Annotated in this window: 26 protein-coding genes; 21 read left to right on the forward strand and 5 right to left on the reverse strand. The window is 32.0% G+C overall.

What is annotated here, in order from left to right:
* Positions 1-22: 22 nt before the first annotated feature.
* Entirely contained in the window at positions 23-280 is a 258-nt protein-coding gene (locus FLAPXU55_RS22505; protein ID WP_180861528.1) for a hypothetical protein, read from the forward strand.
* A 47-nt stretch (positions 281-327) separates the two neighbouring features.
* Positions 328-513, forward strand: a complete 186-nt coding sequence (locus FLAPXU55_RS22510; RefSeq protein ID WP_180861530.1) for a hypothetical protein — start codon at positions 328-330, stop codon at positions 511-513.
* A gap of 231 nt (positions 514-744) precedes the next feature.
* Here the strand turns inward: FLAPXU55_RS22510 and FLAPXU55_RS22515 are convergent, their stop codons facing one another.
* The gene (locus FLAPXU55_RS22515; protein ID WP_180861532.1) at positions 745-1,074 is read right to left on the reverse strand and encodes a hypothetical protein; all 330 of its coding nucleotides are present in this window, start codon (positions 1,072-1,074) and stop codon (positions 745-747) included.
* Between the two features lie 285 nt (positions 1,075-1,359).
* Here FLAPXU55_RS22515 and FLAPXU55_RS22520 point away from each other — a divergent pair, with 285 nt between their 5' ends.
* The 5 genes from FLAPXU55_RS22520 to FLAPXU55_RS22540 all read left to right on the forward strand — a co-directional run bounded on the left by FLAPXU55_RS22520 (position 1,360) and on the right by FLAPXU55_RS22540 (position 4,820).
* Entirely contained in the window at positions 1,360-2,775 is a 1,416-nt protein-coding gene (locus FLAPXU55_RS22520) for a hypothetical protein (protein WP_180861534.1), read from the forward strand.
* Positions 2,776-2,778: 3 nt separating this feature from the next.
* Positions 2,779-3,339 (forward strand): DUF6705 family protein, encoded by a 561-nt coding sequence (locus FLAPXU55_RS22525; protein ID WP_317169663.1) that lies wholly within the window; start codon positions 2,779-2,781, stop codon positions 3,337-3,339.
* 58 nt (positions 3,340-3,397) lie between these two features.
* Positions 3,398-3,964 carry a DUF6705 family protein gene (locus FLAPXU55_RS22530; protein ID WP_180861538.1) on the forward strand — a complete coding sequence of 189 codons (567 nt, stop codon included), beginning with the start codon at positions 3,398-3,400 and terminating at the stop codon, positions 3,962-3,964.
* 180 nt (positions 3,965-4,144) lie between these two features.
* Positions 4,145-4,555 (forward strand): DUF6157 family protein, encoded by a 411-nt coding sequence (locus FLAPXU55_RS22535; RefSeq protein WP_180861540.1) that lies wholly within the window; start codon positions 4,145-4,147, stop codon positions 4,553-4,555.
* A 58-nt stretch (positions 4,556-4,613) separates the two neighbouring features.
* Positions 4,614-4,820, forward strand: a complete 207-nt coding sequence (locus tag FLAPXU55_RS22540; protein WP_180861542.1) for a hypothetical protein — start codon at positions 4,614-4,616, stop codon at positions 4,818-4,820.
* A gap of 134 nt (positions 4,821-4,954) precedes the next feature.
* Here the strand turns inward: FLAPXU55_RS22540 and FLAPXU55_RS22545 are convergent, their stop codons facing one another.
* On the reverse strand, positions 4,955-5,740 hold the full coding sequence (locus tag FLAPXU55_RS22545) for a DUF5995 family protein (RefSeq protein ID WP_053470947.1): 786 nt from the start codon (positions 5,738-5,740) through the stop codon (positions 4,955-4,957).
* A gap of 163 nt (positions 5,741-5,903) precedes the next feature.
* The gene (locus tag FLAPXU55_RS22550) at positions 5,904-6,281 is read right to left on the reverse strand and encodes a GreA/GreB family elongation factor (protein ID WP_180861544.1); all 378 of its coding nucleotides are present in this window, start codon (positions 6,279-6,281) and stop codon (positions 5,904-5,906) included.
* A gap of 582 nt (positions 6,282-6,863) precedes the next feature.
* On the opposite strand from FLAPXU55_RS22550, the gene FLAPXU55_RS22555 reads away from it, so the two are divergent.
* From FLAPXU55_RS22555 to FLAPXU55_RS22580, 6 genes are all read left to right on the forward strand, one after another.
* The gene (locus FLAPXU55_RS22555; RefSeq protein WP_165590677.1) at positions 6,864-8,009 is read left to right on the forward strand and encodes a M57 family metalloprotease; all 1,146 of its coding nucleotides are present in this window, start codon (positions 6,864-6,866) and stop codon (positions 8,007-8,009) included.
* A 112-nt stretch (positions 8,010-8,121) separates the two neighbouring features.
* Complete coding sequence (locus tag FLAPXU55_RS22560; RefSeq protein ID WP_180861546.1) at positions 8,122-8,550, forward strand: hypothetical protein; 429 nt, start codon at positions 8,122-8,124, stop codon at positions 8,548-8,550.
* A gap of 121 nt (positions 8,551-8,671) precedes the next feature.
* A complete protein-coding gene (locus tag FLAPXU55_RS22565) occupies positions 8,672-9,166 on the forward strand; it encodes an SRPBCC family protein (protein WP_180861548.1) in 495 nt (164 codons plus the stop codon).
* Positions 9,167-9,305: 139 nt separating this feature from the next.
* Positions 9,306-10,349, forward strand: a complete 1,044-nt coding sequence (locus tag FLAPXU55_RS22570; RefSeq protein WP_180861550.1) for an SDR family oxidoreductase — start codon at positions 9,306-9,308, stop codon at positions 10,347-10,349.
* Between the two features lie 4 nt (positions 10,350-10,353).
* On the forward strand, positions 10,354-11,001 hold the full coding sequence (locus FLAPXU55_RS22575; protein ID WP_180861552.1) for an NAD-dependent epimerase/dehydratase family protein: 648 nt from the start codon (positions 10,354-10,356) through the stop codon (positions 10,999-11,001).
* A gap of 12 nt (positions 11,002-11,013) precedes the next feature.
* Positions 11,014-11,814 (forward strand): helix-turn-helix domain-containing protein, encoded by an 801-nt coding sequence (locus FLAPXU55_RS22580; RefSeq protein ID WP_053470954.1) that lies wholly within the window; start codon positions 11,014-11,016, stop codon positions 11,812-11,814.
* 35 nt (positions 11,815-11,849) lie between these two features.
* Here the strand turns inward: FLAPXU55_RS22580 and FLAPXU55_RS22585 are convergent, their stop codons facing one another.
* A complete protein-coding gene (locus FLAPXU55_RS22585; protein WP_180861554.1) occupies positions 11,850-12,851 on the reverse strand; it encodes a hypothetical protein in 1,002 nt (333 codons plus the stop codon).
* A gap of 212 nt (positions 12,852-13,063) precedes the next feature.
* Between FLAPXU55_RS22585 and FLAPXU55_RS22590 the strand changes: the two genes are divergently transcribed.
* The 8 genes from FLAPXU55_RS22590 to FLAPXU55_RS22625 all read left to right on the forward strand — a co-directional run bounded on the left by FLAPXU55_RS22590 (position 13,064) and on the right by FLAPXU55_RS22625 (position 21,061).
* Positions 13,064-13,861, forward strand: a complete 798-nt coding sequence (locus tag FLAPXU55_RS22590) for a PhzF family phenazine biosynthesis protein (RefSeq protein WP_082356385.1) — start codon at positions 13,064-13,066, stop codon at positions 13,859-13,861.
* A 14-nt stretch (positions 13,862-13,875) separates the two neighbouring features.
* Positions 13,876-14,304, forward strand: a complete 429-nt coding sequence (locus FLAPXU55_RS22595) for a copper resistance protein NlpE N-terminal domain-containing protein (protein ID WP_053470957.1) — start codon at positions 13,876-13,878, stop codon at positions 14,302-14,304.
* A 3-nt stretch (positions 14,305-14,307) separates the two neighbouring features.
* Entirely contained in the window at positions 14,308-14,766 is a 459-nt protein-coding gene (locus FLAPXU55_RS22600) for a hypothetical protein (protein WP_053470958.1), read from the forward strand.
* A 1-nt stretch (position 14,767) separates the two neighbouring features.
* Complete coding sequence (locus FLAPXU55_RS22605; protein WP_053470959.1) at positions 14,768-15,277, forward strand: hypothetical protein; 510 nt, start codon at positions 14,768-14,770, stop codon at positions 15,275-15,277.
* A gap of 427 nt (positions 15,278-15,704) precedes the next feature.
* The gene (locus FLAPXU55_RS22610; RefSeq protein WP_180861555.1) at positions 15,705-17,153 is read left to right on the forward strand and encodes a hypothetical protein; all 1,449 of its coding nucleotides are present in this window, start codon (positions 15,705-15,707) and stop codon (positions 17,151-17,153) included.
* A gap of 258 nt (positions 17,154-17,411) precedes the next feature.
* A complete protein-coding gene (locus FLAPXU55_RS22615) occupies positions 17,412-19,715 on the forward strand; it encodes a type IA DNA topoisomerase (RefSeq protein ID WP_180861556.1) in 2,304 nt (767 codons plus the stop codon).
* Between the two features lie 321 nt (positions 19,716-20,036).
* Positions 20,037-20,513 carry a DUF6265 family protein gene (locus FLAPXU55_RS22620; RefSeq protein WP_180861557.1) on the forward strand — a complete coding sequence of 159 codons (477 nt, stop codon included), beginning with the start codon at positions 20,037-20,039 and terminating at the stop codon, positions 20,511-20,513.
* A gap of 86 nt (positions 20,514-20,599) precedes the next feature.
* Entirely contained in the window at positions 20,600-21,061 is a 462-nt protein-coding gene (locus tag FLAPXU55_RS22625) for a hypothetical protein (protein ID WP_180861558.1), read from the forward strand.
* Between the two features lie 160 nt (positions 21,062-21,221).
* On the opposite strand, the gene FLAPXU55_RS22630 is transcribed toward FLAPXU55_RS22625, so the two are convergent.
* The gene (locus tag FLAPXU55_RS22630) at positions 21,222-22,382 is read right to left on the reverse strand and encodes an MFS transporter (RefSeq protein ID WP_073482855.1); all 1,161 of its coding nucleotides are present in this window, start codon (positions 22,380-22,382) and stop codon (positions 21,222-21,224) included.
* Positions 22,383-22,459: the final 77 nt, after the last annotated feature.

Consider the following 22,459-nt stretch of genomic DNA (forward strand, 5'->3'; position numbering starts at 1 on the left):
ATTCTATAAAACATTTTAAAGAATGAATAATTTAAGACATTATTATATAGACGAAGTCAGTGTTATAGTTGACAGTGGTTTACCGGAGAATGTTATAGTTACGGGTTCTGGTATATACGAGCCAAATCAAGTAAAAAGATATGCAGAAAACATGTTAAGAGAATCTAACCCTAATTCAAAAATTACATCAATAATTCTTAGTCACAAGAATGTAACGTTGGAAGAATATCAAGCTATAATAGGGAAAAACCCTTCTTGGCTAGGAAATATTGAAAATTAAATTGGATTTTTAAATAATTTCAACTTAAAATTTTTAACTAATATATTATGCAAAAACTAATTACAGTAACCACTCACACAAATAAAGGTGGTAATAATTTTCACGAAGAACAATATCCACCTGTAAACGAACTTTTAGAAGATGGCTATAAAGTTGTAAACGTTTATCCAATCACAACAGCAGCAACGGGAAGCTACATGTTTGCTCTTGTAATTGTATTAGAAAAGAATTAATAAATCAAACCCGATAGCGCGGATTTGCAATCCGTGCCCACAACAATAAGACACAACAATAAGACACAACAAAAAACATCAAAAATAAAAGCTACAAAATCATGTAGCTTTTTTTATTACAAAAGCACAAACTAATCTTTGTGGGAACGGATTACAAATCCGCGCTATCGGACGGATTTTGAATAAAACATATAGGACGGCACAAAGTCAGAGACATTTGCGCAGCACGGCTTAACTATCGAGATAAACTTTATGCAAATCATCCAATAACTCCATTTCTTCTTCCGGCAGAAGCTGTAATGCAATTTCAAGTAAAATCAATACATTAATATCTGTTTCTTTATGAAAAACGGCTAAACTTCGGGCTTCTTTATTCATTAGAACAATACTGGCTTTAAGCAAATCTGAAACTATTAGATTTAATTCGTTATAAGACGAAACTTTTAGCGGTATTGTAAATGAACTGTCTTCTTTATGTTCTAGTTTTAGCTTGGTGAAATAATTTCTTTTACTCATTAATTCTAACAATTTCTCGGTTCTATCTTTATTCTTTAATTGCATGATTTCATATTTTTTATTTCAAAACGAAATTAGAAATAACAGATTATTTTTAAGTGATTGTAAACAATCAGGTGAATACAACCGAGTTTTAAAACCTAAAACAATGAATTATGTTTGTTTTTAGCTTTTCAAATCATATTTTTTGGAATAAATACTATTGCAAAGAAATTTAAACAATTCAATCCTAGAGAATTGTCTTATATTGATATTTTCTAAACTTTTAGTGGCAAGATATTGATTTTTAGCATGGTAAATTGGTTTTAATTAACTTATAACCATAACACTATGAGAAAAAAAATTAAGAATGCAGCAAGATTAATTGTCGTTTTTATGATTTTAGCCACTTGTACAAAGTGCCAGAAAGATGATGATTTAGGACAGGCAAATGATAAAACCCTTTTATCTGCCAAGCAATGGTTTAAAAACTATGAAGCAGAAGAAAGTAATTATGCATTATTTCAAAATTTAGACTACGACTGGAATAATGCAGAAATTACAAATTCAGAAGACGGGACAAAAACAATTATAGTTCCCATTAACGAAATCAAAAAAGACCCGACAGAAAATTGGGAGCAAAAACTGTATATTTATAAGTTAAGCGAAAATAATTACGAAGCACTGCTCTTTGAAATATATCCCGACAGCAAAAATACAGACGTAGAAAGTTCATTGATCGATAGCGGAATTTTTACGGGTTATATAGCAGCCTGGGATTTAAAAAAAGGCTTTGTAAAAGCCGCTCTGTTTGAAAATGGAAAAATTGCACAAAATGGTAGTATTAAGGTATATTCTAAAAACAAAACAATAACAGGCAAGGCACCATCGAATCAGGCAAATTGCCCCGCGGGAGTAGAATGTGATACCGATGGCAGCGGTGATACAGGAACACAATTAAAAGAAGTCGTTGTAAACAACAACTATCAAAACCCATCAGGATATGTTATAATATACAATAATGAAGGTGGAGGTTTTACAGGTGACACTAGTCCCGGCGGATATACAAATCATGGAACTGGCGCCAGCAGCGGATCTGAAAATACACAGAATACAAATACTGCAGAAGGTAACCCTTGTGATAAAATAAAAGCACTAATGGCAAATCCTAATTTTATTGTCAAATTAGAAGAACTAGGTAAAAAAACTAATTTAAAAGTTGAATCAGGTTATTCACAAAGTAAAAACGGTCCTTTTACTCCATTGATAGTTTTACCAAGTACTAATGGTGCTGACAGAATGAAATTAATTCTTACACCTGATATGGTTGGATATGTGCATACTCACCTTAATGATTACGATTCTGGACTAGTAAACGCAGATGGTGAACCTTTAATTAGAAAACCTCTAAGAATATTTTCACCTGTTGATATTGGAGCTTTTTTGCAATTAGCAAAAAATGCACAAAATAATAATATTCCAATAGACAATGTATATGGTGCAATGGTTTCTAGTGACGGTACTTATCAATTAAGATTTACCGGAGATCCGAATCAAATCAATATAAATTTTGATTGGGATGCAACAAGCATGGAAAAAGATTATATGACTTATCTAGAAAAAGGAAACAAAGAAGTAAATTTTTTAAGGTTTTTAAATGACAAATGTTATATAAAAGGTATTGAGTTATATAAGATTAATAAAGATAAAACAAGTACAAAAAAAACATTGGATACAAAAAAAACAGTAATAAACATAAATTGTTAAAATATGAAAACGATAATAATATTAAGCTTAATGATAGTATCATTATCATGTAAAGCACAACAAATTGTACCGTTAGAAAAGGCAATTGAATATAGAGATTCTGATATTGAAATCCCTGATGGAACTTACCTTAAGGTTGTAAATGGTTTGCTTAATAAATACTTAGGAATTTGGAAAGGAACCTATAATAATAAAAATTACGTCTTTATAATAACGAAAACTAAAAAAGATTTTTTAGAAATTTCGAAAGATAAATTATTAGTTCGTTATTTAATAACTACACCAACAGGTTCAATTCTGGAAGATACAAGAAATTTACCTGATACGAATCCTTTAGTGATAGAAGGAGATTACATTAGTAAATCTAAAGGATATTATACATTAAATTATTTCGGTCAAAATTCAAAATGTGGTCAGTCTGGAGTTGTTTTTATCTCGACTACCAAAGACAACAAACAAATGAAATTATCTTTATCTCCCAATCAGGGTTTTATTAATAACAAATGTTCTAAAATCGCAGACCAAATATTGCCTACTACATCAATGAATCTAACCAAGCAATAGTTTATATCTAAAATCCTCAAGTAAAAAAATACTTGAGGATTTTAAAAAAAATGCGACTATGAAAAAAATAATATTATTAGGTATTTTAATCATAACTAACATATCTTGCAAATCTCAAGTTCTGCCTTTGGAAAAATTAATTGACTATGTAAAAACAGATCAAGGAGCACCAGATGGAACAACCTATATCAAAGATGTTAATAATATAAGACAAAATTATCTTGGCATATGGAAAGGATCTTATAATAACAAAAACTATGAAATTCATTTTACAAATTACACTAGTAATTTTATAATTAATGAAGATCAATTATTAATGCGTTATGTAATTACAGATTCTAATGGCAAGATTTTGGAAGACACTCGATCATTACCGAATGACAGCCCATATATTGTAACAAGTCGATATTATGAAAAATCATTTTTCGTTTTAACTTATCAAGGACGTCAAAGTGATTGTGGACAAGCAGGAGAGTTATTTGTTGAAGCACAAAAAAGCACCAATTACAAAACCTTGAAATTATTTTTATCCCCAAGACAAGGTTTTATAAATTCTCAGACTTGCCCTAATGGTGCTGCAGTACAATTATTTCCTAAAGATAATATTACACTAACTAAGCAATAAGGTAGTTTTTAATAAATTCACTCTTAAATCAGTTTTAATACAAAACGGTGCAAAGTCATTGACATTTGCACCGTTTTCCATTTATATGAATTGAGATTTTTTAAAATTAGAAGTAAATTTTAGTTGGTAAAAAATATTCCGTAAGAAAAATCTAAATTTACAAAGCAAATTTAAAGGGAGATGAAAATACACACCACCAACTATTTTGATACTTTTATAGAAACAGCAGAAGACAGCAAAGTTTCTCAGGGAACAAAACCGCCAAGCAAAGACAAAAAAACTGTTGCAGAAATGCAATACGAACTAATTAGCAAAAATCCGTATAAATACACCTCAGATGATGTTCTTTTTCAGGTATTTGCTGATCGGAATGATTTAACAAAAAGTGAATACGAAAAAGCCAGAGAAGATTTTTTTTCTAAGGGACAAGCTTGTTTTCGCGCTTCACCTCTTTCAAAAACATATGGTTTTGGAATCCATAATAACCATAATGGAAAAATAGCCATTTTTGGCATGGAAACAGATGAATACCTAAAGTTTTTAAAAGATCCCAAAATCAAAAAGGTAAAAGCCATGAAATCTGCTCGATAATTTCTCGCAACAGCGACGAATACAACAATGAGAAATTAATAATCAATCTCAATCCTAAATGAAAAAAACTATACCACAGCAAAAGTGGAGTTATCACGACAAAACTTTAAAAAATAAGTTATTAAAACTCATAGTATGCTGTTTGGCTAGTGTAATTATCAACTTCTTATTTGAGTCTAAAAATTTTGATAAAAGCGATATTGTGTTTTCAATCATCTTTGGAATTGCAATATGGGGGCTTTTGATAGCACAAAAAAAAATCTAAAAACCATATAATTGGAATTTAAAATGACTGAACCAAAAAAGAAAAACTGGCTCAAAATAATTGTCGAGAATTTACTTAGTATTATTTTGGATTGGAAATAACAGCTTGCTTTTTTCGTTATATTTCATTCAAAATTAAGCCACAACACATTCCATATTTTTTTCTTCCATTATCTGCATATCAATTATTTTTTGAGCGATAGTTCCTCTTTCAAATAAGCGTATGAATTTAAAAACGGCACTAACAAAATATCCGGGATTTGAAACTAATCGGGCGATTTCTGTTATTCTTTCATCTCTTAGCTTTATACAGGCTTCTATTTCGTTTTCTGGAACGGCCACAAATTCGTTGGCAAATTTCCATGCTCCGTTTCTTGCTTCTTCCATACTGAAATCAATAAAAAAATTATCTATTTTTCCTGTGTATTTTAATATCCAAGTAAGCGTTGGCCAAATTTTAATTAAACATTTTTCGACACCGCCTACTAAATTGCTAAGTATAAAGTTTATTTGGTCAAAATCATGTTTTAAATCTGCAATATCTTCTACTGTGCTGACTTGAGCAGAGGCAATTCCTAAATCAAGGTTTACGTGTGCATTGATTCCCAATAATAAATGCTGCAGAACTATTGGCCAGAATTTTTCGGCTTGTTCAAAGGCAAATCCCCAGCATTCTGATGGTTTTTCTTTGGCCTGATATTGATAGTAAGCTTTCAAATATCGATTAGCAAAAATAACATCCAGTTTTTCCATTCGTTCGCCGTTTTGAAAAGAACCAGCAGCGATGCCTTGTTTAACTCTTATAGTAACTTCACGATAAAGAATAGCAAATAAACCTATATTGCTTTGATCAATCTTTGATTTTTCTATTATTTCATCCAAAAACTGAATTACTTCATCAATAGTATTTGCTTGTTTCATAATCGTTTAATGTTGGTTATTAGTCAAATTGAGAGCAACGAATATAATTATTTTAATCTTTCAATGCTTATTTTTTGAAGTAATTATCTTATTATTTTTAATGCAAAAAAATATCCCAAAAGAAAACTCTTTTGGGATGTTACTAACTTAAATGAAAACAATATTATGCCTCTACTTCTACCTTTAAAATTTCTAATTTTAAATTCCCTTTTTTAGCCGGCCATTCTATAAGATCTCCTACTTTGTAGCCAACCATTGCAATACCTTCATCAGAAAGAACTGAGATTTTTTTTTTACTTACTTTTACTTTTTCGGGACCTACAAGAAGAATTGTTTTTTCTTCATTATTGGTGTGGTCTTTATAAGTTATTTTTCGGTTTATGGAAACAATATCTTCCGGCAGATTTTTTCTCAATACCTGAGATGCATTTTTTAACTGGCCAAGTAACAACTCTTCTTCCTGAGGCGTTACTTTTTTTCGTCTTATGTGATCTTTAATTAAATCGTATGTTCCTGTGGTTAATATAATATTGTGTGACATGACTTTCTTGTTTGCTTCATTTCCATACAGTATGATATATAACTCTTCACTGAATAGCATAAGGCTTTCAGTGATATCATATCCTAAAAAAATTGAAGATTAATAAATAACTATAATATAAGAGTTCCCTGCCTAGAGTTGCGACAGGGCAAAATGAATAAACTCTTTTGAACTTTTTAAGAAAGTATCATCATGCAAATACAATAATGTGCACATCAGGCACATTAAACAGCTGTTTACTAAATATGAATTTGCAGTTATCATTTTATAATTATAATTGTTCTGCAAGATACATTTTATTTCTTACAAAAAACAATAAAAAAACAACACCAAATTACTTTTATAAAAAACATAAATTTCATAAAAAATACTTTACGGTTTTTCCGTAAAACAATTGTAAATAAATAGGTTATTTTTAACAAATAGATTTATTATACATTTTAGCCTGTTACTATTTTATTTTAAAAAACCTTAAAAACACAATTAAAACCACTTACATTTTTTATGGTTTAACAGCTAGATTTTATAATAAATTCTTCAAAAAATTTCCTAAACAAATTAATTTGAAAAATTATGAAAAAAATGAAAAACCAATTATTTGGTAAATCAATGCTGTTTGCTTTTGCAATTTCAGCCCTGTTTTTATTTCAAAATTGTTCTGATGAAAATCCTGATTCGAACAGTACAGAAAGCGCATTAAAAGATTCCCCTGTTGTTGATAAACTTATTGAAATGGGGTTCGCAAAAGAAAGAATTACAGAATATGAAAATTTCTATTTGGTTGAGGGCGATTTAATGTTTTCTAAAGACATAAAATCTTATTCAAAAAGTATTACTGACAGACATGCACATACCAACAATTTGGTTTCACAAACCAATGTTACTTCTATGACAGTTTATGTAGCCCCATCAATTCCAACTGGCGGAGCCGACGACTGGAGAGCTGCCATTAACAATGCTATTAACGACTTGAATACTATTTCTGGATCTAAAGTTAATTTTGAAATTTCTACAAGTCCTTCATCTGATATAATTATTCAGAGTGACGGGAATCAATTGGCTGACAATGTTATAGCAAGTGCGGGTTTCCCAACAAATAACCAGCCTTATAATCAGGTTATTATAAATCTAGATTTTTTAAGCAATGTTACGGTTACCGAAAGTAGTAAACGCTACAATATTGTACACGAACTAGGTCATTGTATAGGTTTACGACACACAAACTGGGATATTAGAGGTGAAACGGCAGGAACTGTTGGTGCAAACCTGATACCGAATACGCCAAATCAGGATCCAAATTCTGTAATGAACGGCGGAACTGCCAATTACGAATGGAGCGGGTTTTCAACTTACGATTTAATAGCCATCAAATACTTGTACCCAGAGCCTGTAATTTTACCTCAAATAACGGCATCTGGTCCAAGTTATCTGTCATCTGGAATCAGTTTATTTACATGGACATATACAGGAAATTTAGCAAATGCCGATTTAGACAGTATTATTTGGTGGTACTCAAAAGTAAATGGCGCTGGAGCTCCTTATGGCATTGGCTGGGGTGCAACCGGCTATTTTATGGCTGTTGCCGATACTTTTTATTCTGACCCGGGATTACAAACTTCTAATTTTATAATCTATTATACCATACGAGATACAAGCGGCAATCTTTATAGAAGCCCTGACTACAACATTATGAAAAAAGGAAAATTTAAACTAGAAGGTTCACTATAATACAAAAGCGCAAATGTCTCTGACTTTGCGCTTTTTTGTTCTTTGGAATTTGATACTTTGTTGTGTGAATAAATATATTTAATAGATTTATAAACAAATTAAAGCAATCTAAATGAAGCCAAAACCGTTTTACATTTATAGAGCATTCTTTATCATTTTTATTTCAGCCTGCTTTTTGTGGATGATAAGAAAAGATGCATTCAAAGAAAGAGCCACTTATATTGGTTATCGTGACAAAGACTTAGAAAAAGAAATAGGTACTTCTTTAGAAGAATATTTAAAAACCAAATCGATGATTACATTGCAGTTTAACGGAAGTGAAAAATACGATAATAGTATTTTGAATCGCTTTCAACTGGAAATTCAAAAAATAAAAAAAGCAGAAAATTCCAATAAAGGCATTCATTTAATATTTAGCAAAAAAACTACTTATGAAAATGTGATTCGTTCTTTTCAGATTTGTAAAATAGAAGATTGCCCAACATATATACCAGATGGATATGACTTTTGGGTTTTTCCATATTATAAAAAGATCAATTAAAAAACTAAATAAATCTTTCTATAATAATAGAAATTAATAAGTCTTCTTGGGTATAATAATGTATACTAAAAAAAAACGTGTTAAGTTCTTTATATTCAAAAAACAATAAAATCAGCTTAAAATGGAAAATTTCGACTGGACATCCTTCACCAAAAAAATAGCAATTAAGGCTAAACTCAGCGACATTTATAATGCCTGGACAATTGCAGATGAATTAGAAAAATGGTTTCTCGAAAAAGTATCTTTTTTTGATGCAAACGAGGAACTAATTGGCAAAGACAAAAATGCTGTTGAAGGCAATACTTACGATTGGCTTTGGTATTTATATAAAGATGCCATGAAAGGAAAAATTATCGCTGCCAACGGAAAAGACGAATTACAATTTACTTTTGAAGGAAATTGTCTGGTAGATATAAAACTAACCGAAACTGATGGTTATACAGTGGTTGAACTTCGTCAGCATAATATTGCTACAGATGATTATTCTAAACAATATATCAGACTTGGCTGTTCAAATGGCTGGGGTTTTTACTTGGTTAATCTTAAATCAGTTTACGAAGGCGGTTTAGATTTACGCAACAAAGATGAAAATTTGAATCCCATGATTAACAATTAGAAACAACAATCAGTATATCAAACATCTACCTAATAAAAACAACCTGAAATCTGGACTTTTAAAGACATAAAATTTGGACTTTACAGCAAAATAAGCTGTTCGTTTTAATCTGAACTTTGCAGTATTAAAACTTAAAAAAATGACAAATTCAGAAAAAGACAAAACAGTTTTGGTTACAGGCGGTTCAGGCTTTATTGCCGTTCATTGTATTTTAAAATTATTGAAAGAAGGCTATTCGGTAAAAACAACGCTTCGTTCCTTAAATAGACAAGACGAAGTAAAACAAATGCTTAAAGTGGGCGGTATTAGCACATTTGAGAATCTTTCATTTATTCAGGCTGATCTTTCAAGCGACAAAAATTGGAATGAAGCAGTAAAAGGCTGCGAGTTTGTACTACATGTTGCCTCTCCTACTCCGGCGATTCAGTTTACACACGAAGACGAATTAATTAATCCGGCCAAAGATGGTGTTGTAAGAGTCCTGAAAGCTTCAAGAGATGCCAATGTAAAACGAGTAGTTTTGACTTCTGCTTTCGGCGCAGTGGGCATGGGACATAAAAACCGTAAAACGCCATATACTGAAGAAGACTGGACAAACATTGACAGTAATATTCACGCTTATCAAAAATCAAAAACCATTGCAGAACAAACCGCTTGGGAGTTTATAAAAAATGAAGGCGGAAATCTGGAACTTTCGGCAGTAAATCCGGTTGGTGTCATGGGGCCATTATTAGGTACAGATTATTCGCATTCCCATCAAATGATTAAACAAATGCTGGAAGGCGACATTAAAGCCTGCCCAAAAATCAGTTCTTGTTACATTGATGTGCGCGACGTTGCCGATTTGCATTTACTAGCAATGACAGATCCTAAAGCAAATGGCGAACGCTTTTTAGCCACTACAGGAAATGTTTTATCCATGCTTGATGTCGCTAAAATTCTTAAAAACAAATTAGGCAATGAAGCTGATAAAGTTCCAACAAAAGAGCTGCCTAACTGGGTTTTAAAAGCTAGCGCATTAAAAAAACCATCGTTAAAAATGCTGGTTACTTTACTGGGACAATACATGCAGGCCAGCGGAGAAAAAGCAAAAAAAACATTAAATTGGTCTCCACGTTCAAATGAAGAAGCAATTTTAGCAACTGCCGAAAGTCTATTAAAATTAGGTCTAATCAAAAAATAAAAAGATGAAAGTAATCATAACAGGAGCCACAGGAATGGTTGGCGAAGGTATTTTATTTGAGTGTTTAGAAAACGAAAATGAAGAAGAAGTACTGATCGTAAATAGAAAACATTACGATCTCGATCATCCTAAATTAAAAGAACTTCTTGTACCTGACTTTTTACAATTAGAAAATTTCTCTGAACATTTAAAAGGTTATGACGCCTGTTTTTACTGTGCAGGAATTAGTTATGTCGGCAAAAAAGAAGAAGAGTTTACCCGAATTACTTATGATACAACACTTGCTTTTGCAGACCAATTATTACAGTTGAATCCTGATATGATTTTCATTTTTGTTTCCGGTAACAGAACAGACAGTTCTGAAAAAGGAAAAGTAATGTGGGCCAGAGTTAAAGGCAAAACAGAAAATGCCCTGATGAAATTATATGGCAAAAATCAATATAATTTTCGTCCGGCGATCATGAAAGGAACTAAAGGACAGGCAAATGTAAAAACAATCTACAAAATATTAGGGCCGATAATTGCACCATTTTTTCCGCAAAAAACATTGACACTTCAACAAGTAGGGCGCGCTATGATTCATGTGGTTTCTAAAGGATATCCAAAACAAATTCTAGAAGTAGATGATATTGATCAATTAGCAAAACAATAAAAATTCTGAAAAATGAAAGAAACTGCTATATCTGCCTGTTATGTAAGTCCTTCACTTAATAATGAGCAATTTGTTCCTGAGCATTGCTTTATGTATTTAGTTTCGGGTTCGATGCTGGCTTACGACGGAAGTAAAGAATACAAAATTAAACCCGGAGATTTTGGTATTGCAAGAAGAAATCATTTAGCAAAATATACCAAACAACCTGATAATGGTGAGTTTAAAAAAATCTACATTTTGTTTGAACAGGATTTTTTAAAAGAGTTTAATGAAAAATATCAATTTAAAGTCGAAAGTGAGAAACCGACAAATGGTATTATAGCATTAACTAAAAATGCATTAACTAAAAATTTCATTCAGTCGCTTACTCCTTATTTCAACGAAAAGGGCACAATTGATGATCAGTTTTTGAATGTAAAACGCACCGAATTACTGCTTGTACTATTAAAAGTTAATCCTGAACTGGCCAATATTTTGTTTGATTTTGGCAGTCCCGAAAAAATAGACCTTGAAGCTTTTATGATTCAAAATTTCAGGTTTAATGTAAGCATAGAACGCTTTGCTTACTTAACAGGACGCAGTTTGTCGGCTTTTAAAAGAGATTTCGAAAAAATATTTAATGCTACTCCAAGTCATTGGCTGGTTCAAAAACGACTTGAAGAAGCGTATCATTTAATTGATAAAAAGAACAAAAGGCCGTCTGACATTTATCTTGACTTAGGTTTTGAGAACTTTTCCCATTTTTCGTTTGCATTCAAAAAACTGTTTGGACATTCGCCAACACAGCTTATTGAAACGAAGAAAAATAATTAATTAAAATTGAAAGTTTAAGTCTGTAAACGCACCTTTTATTTTGGAGCATAACGATTGTGATCATACGATTTTCTCTCTGAGATATATTGTATAATAAGGTTCTTTTTCTGGTCGTCGGTCAAATTTTGAGTATAATTTTTAGCCACTACAACCTCAAGTCTGTATAATTCATCCGTTGATAAATTATCAAAATAAGAAAGTACTAGTTCCTTATTTTCGAGCTCGTTAATATCAACATAAGGAACTACTTCCGGTCCTGTAGTAATTGCTTCCTTTTTCTTGGAAACATTTATTTTTTCTACTTTTTCAGATTCCTTCTGAGATGAAACTTTAGCTTTAGTAAGGTTCACATTTTCATTTATTTCAACTTTTAACGTCGAAGATAATTCAGCATAATTCATTTGAGAAGTCGCTTTCAAAATATACCCTAAAACCGCAGCCACAATTGCTTTTGGTAAAAACACAATGAAATCGCTGTCAATAATCGATACTGCCTGAAGCGCAGAACCAACTCCAAGTATGATAAGCGAAAAACCTAAAACCATGAAAAGATCTTTCAAAATAACATTAATTTTTCTGATACGATTTCCTAATAAAATAGTAACCACTATCATTACAATATTAGAGAGAATCAGCAATATTGCACTCGAAATAGAGGTTGAAGCAAAAGAAGCTAATGAATTAAAACCTTGCTCTTCTTGTGCGAAATATATTGGTATTGAACTGAATAAAACCGAACCTAAAGAATAAATTGGTATTGCCAGGAAAACCAAAGATATAATTATTAATGAATCGGCTTTGCCATATTTAAGCACTCTATTTAAAAAAAGTTTAAAAACCATTAGTATTCCAAACCAAATCACAGTGCTAAAAACCGCAAAACCATTTGCTAAAAAACCATGAAACCAGGTTTTGTCTACATAAAAAAATTGTTTGTAAATGGCAAAGACAATAATTAAAGCTGCATAGATATAGGCAATTAATGCGGTAGTATTATAAATTTTTGGCAAACTGGTTTCTTGGGTAGAATTACTCATAAGGTTCGTAGGTTTCTGAAGTGGTTATTTGGGAGTTAAATTTTATTTTGATCAAAAATATATAAATTTAATTAGAAATCATTAGAAGATTTTTTTCGGTTCACAGAAGCTTATCTTTCGTAAATATAATCTGAATCTATTTTATCAGATTAGCATTTTTAATCGTATTTTCGTTTAACTAAAAATAGCATTTAACGTACTCTCAAATAAAAATGAAAACTTATTTTGTTGACTCATTTACAAATGAAAAATTTAAAGGAAATCCAGCTGCGGTTTGTCTTCCCGATACAGAATTAGATGCAGAAAGTATGCAAAACATTGCAACCGAAATTGGTTTTTCGGAAACTGCTTTTATAAAACAAATAAAAAACAATACATATAGTATTAGATTTTTTAGTCCGAAAACAGAAATTCCGTTATGCGGACATGCAACATTGGCTTCGTCTAAAATTCTTTTCAGCACCACTGCATTAAACAGCATAAAATTTATCAACTGCGATAATGTTGAATTGAATATTGAAAAAGAAGCGAATAAAATCAAAATGCAATTTCCTGTTTATGACACAGAACAAACAGAAGTTCCTCAAAAACTCCTTGACGCTCTTGGAATTTCTGAAACTGTCGAAAAAAGGTACAGCCCAAATAACAAAATAATTTTACTCGAGATTGAAAGCGCTAAGGAACTGGCAAATTTAAACCCAGATTTCACAGCCTTGATAAACTCACATACCGGAATAAACGGTGTGCTTGTAACTGCTGTTTCAGACAACGAAAATTTTGATTTTCATTACCGATATTTTTGGCCTTGGGCTGGAACTAATGAAGATCCTGTAACTGGTGGAATTCAAACTTTTTTGACAAAATATTGGGCCATAAAACTCAATAAAACAAAATTGAACGCTTACCAGTCTTCTCAAAGAACCGGGACTATGAGTACAGAACTTTTACAAGACAAGGTTTATATTCTTGGAGAAGCGGTAATTGTTTTAGAAGGTGAATTTATTTTATAAATCTTAAAAAAACTATGAAAGCATTAATTACTACTTTATTTTTAATTTGCAGTATCACTTTATCTGCCCAATCAAATCAATTTGCGGGCGCTTATTCGCGTTCACTTTCTGAAGAGGGAAAACATATAATTGAATATAAACTGACCTTAAATCAAGATGGAACATTTGTATTTCATTCGTATTCTAAACTTCAAGGCGGAACTCCGCCGGAAGAAAATAAATACGGAAAAGGGAAATGGAGCGTAAAGGACAATATGATTACTTTTTCTGCCAATAAAAAAGAGGACTTTGACGAAAAATATACTTTAGATTTTAATAATTCTACAGCCAGGTTTGTAGCTAAAAATCCCAGAGATAAAAGTGATAAAGTCGTGAAAACGAAACTTCAATTCTTAGAATCTGAAATTAATTGGATGAGAAGAATTGATGTTTTTAGAATATAAAAGATGGAAAAAAACTTCAAATTTGGAATTATAATATTATTAATAAGTTGTATAACCAGCTGCAAGAAAAATAATCCAGACTTCAAATTTTATTCTTGTGAATTTGATCAATCTCAATATAACAATCCAATATATTACAGCAAATGGATTGATAATAAAGAAGATGCTCTTAAAACGAAACTTACTTTTGTAGATTCAAATCTAAACGAAAGAAACTTAGACAGTCTATATAAAGAAACTGCACAACATTTATTTATAATTGGAGGCGGCGGCATGTACGTTCCGGTGGAAAATTGTTCAGTAGAAATTAAAAATGATACCATTCAAATAAATTTTAATGGAAATCATATTCATGAACCTGTAGGTGAAGCTGCTTCGTCTTTTGTCTGCTTAGAAATCAACAGAAAAAAATATCCTAATTATAAAAATATGAAAGTAACTTATATAGATACCGATTTGTAAAATGAAAATTATATTAGAAAGAAATTTAGATTTCAGACAATTTCAAAATCTGATTATCCTGACGTTTATAACTGGAATGCTATTTCTTGGAATGCTTAATTCCGCAAGTTTCAAATCTTATTATATTATTGAAAGTATTTTGTTTCTATTATGCCTTATATTCATTTCAATTTTATTTACTAAGAAAGGTTTTTTTGTAGAAAATCAAAAGCTTTATAAAGTTATTTTCTTATTCGGGTTTAGATTAAAAAGAACCTTAATAGAAACTTCAAATTTTCAACAGTTTTCCATAATAAAAGGTAAACTTTCTACTAATTACTCCTATTCAAACGACATTAAAGAATTACACAACTGGGAACCTGATTTAAATTATTCTGTAAACTGTTTTACTATATTCATTATTGATGAAAGTAAAAGTTATAATAAAAAAGTTTTGACTTTGACTAAACCGGAAAAAGTAAAATTGGCAATTGATTTTATCGTTAAAAATACACATCTTACCTTGTACTAAAAGAAAAGAATAAAAGCTGTGGTAAATTAATCGAAAAAACTTTACTTAAAACTAAAACGTCTGACGACAAAAATTCGATTGCATATCTCTACAATGTTACTTATCAGAATATAAAAACTACAGAAGAAATTCTAATTGTTAGAGAATCGAAAGATCATAATTTTCAAGTTTATGTTTATAATATTAAGAAAGCAGTAGACTAAGTGAGATTGCTTCATTCCAAGGACAAAACTTTGTGCCTTCGCGAGAACCAACACACCAACACACCAACACAAAAACTTAGAATCTTAGAACTTTAGTAACTCTTTTGTTGGTTTTATACCTAAATATGACGGACTTACGACATTTTTTTTGTAGTCACTTTCTTAATTATCTACTTTCAGGTATTCAAAAGAAATAATTACAAAATTAACTAAAGCTCCTTATTATGAAAACTACAAAAATGGTATTACTTTTTATCATAATAATCTCATTTGGTGCCTGCAAAAAGGACTCAAAGGGAGAAAAAGATAATTATACAACTGTAAAGGAAAGTGCTGCAGCTTCTGAGTGTTTAGCTCCTGCTAATTGGTTTACGATCGTAAACAATACGCGCCAAACTCCTCCACCAAATGAAGGACCAACAAGCGTATTTGCCAACAATGCAACAGTAACAAATTGCGACTTTCATCAATGGTCATGGCAAAAATTTCTTTGGCTGACTAATGAAGTCAACGGACAACCTTTCTTTATGACTAACCTGATTCAGGTGAATGCCGCAGGTCAGAGATTAAACCCAAGCAGCGGGATTGTTTTAACAGATACTGCTCAGGCAAGTGGTAGTACTGATATCTTAAAAACGCCAAATTATCCATCGGGTGTTCCTAAATCGACTACGGTCTATTATTCTATATTTATGGACAAACTTATGTATGGAACTATGCTAAAATATGGTCCAATAGCAAAAAATGACCCTACTAAAGTAAAAGATATAGCTTTTCCTGTAGGTTCATTAGAACTTAAAACTTCCTGGATTGATGCAAGCGTTCTTAAAGATCCTTCTTCTTATTTTGTTACTCAAGGAGTAATAAATGGAGTAAAAACAAAAGTAGCACTTTTGGGAATGCACGTAGTTGGAATTGTAGAAAATCATCCTGAATTTGTGTGGGCTACTTTTGAACACGAAAATCTTGCACCTGCTTACGATTGGTCAAAAGCTACGCCAACAACTGATGCTCCGGTGACCAGTACAGTTGATTACCCATTTTTTAATAAAGCCAGTACGGCAACGGTTACGAATATAACCTCAGGAAATGGAATTTATACCGATGTTTTTTCTGTTTACAAATATGGAGTTCCTGTTGAAAAAGCAATGAAAGGCACTCATAATGTTCAGCTTTTTATGCAAACCAGCCAAAATGGTTCACAAAACTTAAATAATATCCGTACTATTAATCAAAGCGTTAAAAAACAGCTGACAGGTGTTTGGAACAATTATTTTTACAATGGTTCATTATGGATAAATACCGCAGGATACAATAGTACTCCGGCACAAGCGGCTTTATTAGATTCGTTGAGTTATGATCTTTCAAATTCTGCTCCTGGAAAATTAACCAGAGGTTCGGTTTCAGCCTACAATATTACTATGGAAACTTATGTACAGGTAGGTTTTAATCCAACATCAATACACGGGAATTCGGTATCTAATCTTGTTAATTGTTTCTCTTGTCACAATACATATTATAAATCAAATCTTTCTCCTCTTTTTATAAGTCATGTATTTACAGGATATGTAGGAGATCTACAAGGGTTAAACAGAAAACAAATCAAAGACGAGCATGTTAAAGACATTGTTAAACAATTCAATTTGCGTCTAAAATTAAGAACCAAACAATAAGCTGATTTACTTTTAAATCTAATCAATATAAAAACCACAAGCTTCTGTTTGTGGTTTTTATGCTTTATTGATGAACCCATAAGATTAAAATTTCTATTCGATTTTTTAAGTTATTGTGTGCAGATTTTGCTCAAATCTCTTTTAAATCTGCGTGAAACAAAAAACCTTTGCGGCTTTGCAACTTTGTAACTTTGCCTCTTTAAATTTCAATACCACTTTTTAAATTCCTAATTTCGCTTTCGAATAAGAAAGAGAGAAATGAAGGTATGTATTGCTGAGAAACCAAGTGTAGCACGTGAAATTGCATCCGTTTTGGGCGCCAATACCAAACATGACGGGTATTATGAAGGCAACGGTTATGCCGTAACCTATACTTTTGGGCATTTATGTACTTTAAAAGAACCAAACGATTACAAACCGCACTGGAAAAGCTGGGATTTAAATAACTTACCAATGCTTCCCGAAAAATTTGAAACCAAAGTTGTTCAGAATTCGGGAATTCAAAAACAGTTTAAGATTATAAAATCACTTTTCGACAAAGCCGAATTAGTCATAAACTGCGGAGATGCCGGGCAGGAAGGAGAATTAATCCAGCGCTGGGTTATGAATGAAGCGCATTACAAAGGTGAAATAAAACGCTTGTGGATTTCGTCCCTAACAACCGAAGCTATAAAAGAAGGTTTTGACAACTTAAAACCATCTGAAAACTACGATAATTTATTCTATGCCGGATTTTCAAGAGCGATTGGCGACTGGCTTCTCGGAATGAATGCTACACGTTTGTATACCGTAAAACATGGCGGTTACAAACAAGTATTGTCTATTGGGCGTGTGCAAACGCCAACTTTGGCAATGGTTGTAGACCGATTTAAAGAAATCGAAAACTTTAAACCTCAGCCTTATTGGGAATTGCAGACTTTGTACAGAGAAACTCTTTTTAGTTATGAAGAAGGACGTTTTCTGAAAAAAGAAGATGGAGAAATTCTGGCTGAAAAAGTCAAAGAAAGTGACTTCGAAATTGTTTCTGTCGATAAAAAAAACGGAAATGAATACGCACCAAAACTGTTTGACTTAACAGGTTTACAGGTTTATTGCAATCAAAAATTTGGATTTTCTGCAGAAGAAACACTTAAGATTGCGCAGACTTTATACGAGCAAAAAGCCATTACATATCCCAGAGTAGATACGACTTTTCTTCCGGGCGATATTTATCCAAAAGTGCCGGGAATTCTGCAAAAACTGACGAATTATAGTCATTTAACAGAACCGCTTTTAGGAAAAAAAATAAAAAAATCTCCAAAGGTTTTCAACGATAAAAAAGTAACCGATCACCACGCGATTATCCCAACGGGAATCGAAATTAATCTGCCGTACAATCAGCAGCAGGTTTACGATATAATTGTAAAACGTTTTATTGCCGTTTTTTATGATGATTGTCTCGTTGCCAACACGACAGTAATAGGAAAAGCAGCCGATGTAACTTTTAAAGCCACGGGAAAAGAAATTCTGAAAAAAGGTTTCCGTGTTGTTTTTGAAGATCCAAATGCGAAAGAAAAAGAACCCGATTTACTCCCAAGTTTTGTTGTGGGTGAAAAAGGCCCGCACGAACCTTCTTTCCTTCAAAAAGAAACCAAACCGCCTAATCATTTTACCGAGGCAACTTTACTGCGAGCGATGGAAACCGCAGGAAAACAAGTCGACGACGAAGATTTACGCGAATTGATGAAAGAAAACGGAATCGGTCGTCCGTCAACGCGTGCAAATATTATCGAAACGCTTTTCAAACGTCAGTATATTGTCCGAAATAAAAAACAGGTTTTGCCTACAACAACCGGAATTCAGTTGATTGATACGATTCAAAATGAATTGATCAAATCGGCTGAACTTACAGGTTCTTGGGAAAAACAGTTAAAAGATATTGAAAAAGGTACTTTTACTGCTGCAGCGTTTATTAGAAACATGAAACGTATGGTTGAAGCTTTGGTTACCGAAGTTCGAAGCGAAACAAGGCACGCTAATATTTCGCATGCTGCAACGATTCAAAAACCAGCTGTAAAACCAGAAAAAAAGAAAGCGGATGGAATTTTGGCAGAAACTTGTCCGAAATGCCAGAAAGGAAATCTAATAAAAGGGAAATCGGCTTTTGGATGCAGTGAATATAAATCGGGCTGTGATTTTGTACTTCCTTATGTTTTTTTAGATAAAAAAATTACCGAAAGCCAGTATTTGCGATTGGTTCAAAAAGGTTCAACTGTAAATATAAAAGGCTTTAAAACCGAATCTGGAACGGTTGAAGGTTTAATTCGTTTTGAAGAAAATTACAAACTTAAATTAGAACCAAAGAAAACCGAAGCAAAAAAAACAAAACAAGAAACATCAGATTCTTTAATGTGTCCCAAATGCAAAAAAGGAACGATCTTAAAAGGGAAAACCGCTTACGGCTGTGCTGAATATAAATCGGGCTGTGATTTTAAAGTCACTTTTGATGAAGTACGTACCAAACTAAAAGATCAAAAACCAACGAAGGAATTGGTGTATTCGATTTTAGAGGAAAGCGTTTAGTTTTTTTTTGCCACAGATTAAAGGGATTAAAAAGATTTTTTTTCTACTGTGTGTTTTTTTTGCCACTAATTACACGAATTTTCACGAATTTATTTTTCACGCAGATTTGAAAAGATTTAAGTTGATACTCGCAGATTTATACAATTCTGAATCAAAATTAAATCTGCCTAAATCTGCTGAATCTGCGTGAGACAAAATCATTTTAATCCTTTTAATCTGTGGCAAAACATTTCCAGTTACTTAAAAAAGAAATTCGTGAAAATTTGTGTAATTAGTGGCAAACTTTTTTTTCATACTTTAGTACAATCAAAAATCATAAATATGTTTCAGAAAATTACTCTTTTAGCGCTTGTATTAGCTGTTGTTTCCTGCCAGAAAAAAGAATCGGTAGAAAAAGATAAAATCAAAATTGCCGACTGGCTTATCGGAAACTGGGAAAATACTTCTCCAGACGGTGTTTTAACGGAAAACTGGGAAAAACTAAATGACAGTACTTTCAACGCTTATTCTTATTTTATAAAAGGAAAAGATACTTTACATTTTGAAACTATTGTTTTAGCTCAAAAAGGCGAAACCCTAACCTATTTCGCAACCGTAAAAGGACAAAATGAAGATAAAGCCGTAGCTTTTCCATCAACTGCAGAATCTGACAAACAATTGGTTTTTGAAAACGCAAAACACGATTATCCTCAAAAAATCACGTATACAAAAGGTGCAAATAATACTTTAACGGCTGAGATTTCCGGGAAATTGAATGGAAAAGTGAATTCTGAGAAGTTTGTAATGACGAAGAAATAATTTAATAAAACAGAAAATAAATTATATCCAGAATTTGTACGAGAATTAAATACTACATTCAATATTCTGAAACTATAAAATTCTAAATGAAAAAATATTTTGTTTTATTTTTAGTATTATTTACAATTCTCAGCTGCAGTAAAAAAACTCAAAATACGATTGAGAATATTTTCGACAATTTTTCATTTAATACTACATTATCAAATAGTTCCGAAATAATTATCAAAGTTTACGACTCGACCATAACACACAATCGATCTGGAAATCTTGAATCTCTTGTTCCATTAAAAGAATGTAAAACAAAAACCAATCAGCAAATTCAAGATTTCAAAAATATTTTCGAAAATGCTGAAAAAACTGGTTATTGCTGCTGTCCAGTAAGTAGTTATTCTATTCTTTTTTTAAACAAAAAAGATACTCTTGATCTTTTCTATGTTGATACTCTTGAATTTAAAAATAAGGTAAGAATCTTTGAAGGAAGTTTTCAATATTCATATATTATTGAAAAACAAAAGTGGGAAAATTATCTTAGCGAGATAGAAAATTAAAATGCCTAATTTTAATTAACCAGATTTATAAAGTTGAAGTTTTTACTAATTTTAGATGCATTTTTCCTTGAAATTTTAATTCAAAAAAAGAACCGGAGGTTCGATCAATTTTGTAGAGCTGGACTTCAGTCCAGTTTACAAATCAACCAGCAAAAAAAACCTACTCATTCTCCCCGATCTTATTCACCATAAAAATCATCAGAATACCTAAAAGCGCCATAATTAAAAACGCCCATTTCATACTCAGATATTCAGAGATAAAACCCACCATTGGCGGAACTAGCAAAAACCCAAGATAACCAATAGTAGATATTGAAGTTAAGGCAGAACCACTGCTGAGTTTCGACGATCTTCCCGCAATGCTAAACACTAACGGAACCACGCAGGAAACCCCAAATCCTATTAAAACGTAACCAAAAATAGTTGGATAAGCGTACGGCAGAATAAAACAAAGAGCAAAACCTACCGTAATTAAAATACCGCTGTAAAGCAAGATTTTTTTAGTTCCAAATTTCATTACACCATAATCGCCAAATATACGCCCTAGAGTTACCGCAGTCGCAAAAAATACAAATGCTGCGCTGGTTAACTTTGGCGAAGCCTTTAATATATTTTCAAAATAAATTCCGCTCCAATCGTACATCGTATTTTCGCAAGCCATTGAAACAAAACAAATCAACGCAAACTTGACAAGATTTTTTTCCGGCATCGAAAAGAACTTCTTTTTAACCGGTACAGGTTCATTATGAATACTTAACGGATAAAAACAAGCCGTAAGCGCCAGCATAAAAACACTTACTCCCAATAAGTGATGTGATGGTGCAATATGCTGTGTAACCATTACATAACCCAAACCTGCTCCCGAAAAAACAGCAATACTCCAAACCGCATGAAAACGGGTTATGATCGATTTTGGATATAGTTTCTGCACTTCCAGAGATTGTGCATTAATAGATAAATTGAAAATATTTCGGGAAGCACCAAAAATTAAAAGTATAATAACCAGCTGCCATACAAAAGCGGCTAAACCCGGTAATGACAGCACAATATTAAACATAATTGCTCCTAAAAGCATAATATAACGACTGCTGTACTTATTTAATAACTTCCCTGTAAATGGCATTGTAAGCATTAAACCTATTGGAAATGCAAATAAAACAGCTCCAAACTCGGCTTCAGATAAATGCAATTGCGCTTGTATGTGCGGAATTCTGGATACCCAGGAAGAATAGCCAAATCCGGAAAGGAAAAAAAATACAGTATTTGCTATACGGAATCCTCGAGGTGTATTTTGTATTTTTTTGAAGAAAGGTAAAATCATGAAGTCTGTTTTTCAGATTGCAAAAATAAAGCTTTTAAAGAGAATTATTGTTCATTTTACATTTAATAAAAGCCTGT

Origin of the sequence: Flavobacterium panici, from assembly GCF_903819335.1 — a bacterium.
GTDB lineage: Bacteria > Bacteroidota > Bacteroidia > Flavobacteriales > Flavobacteriaceae > Flavobacterium > Flavobacterium panici.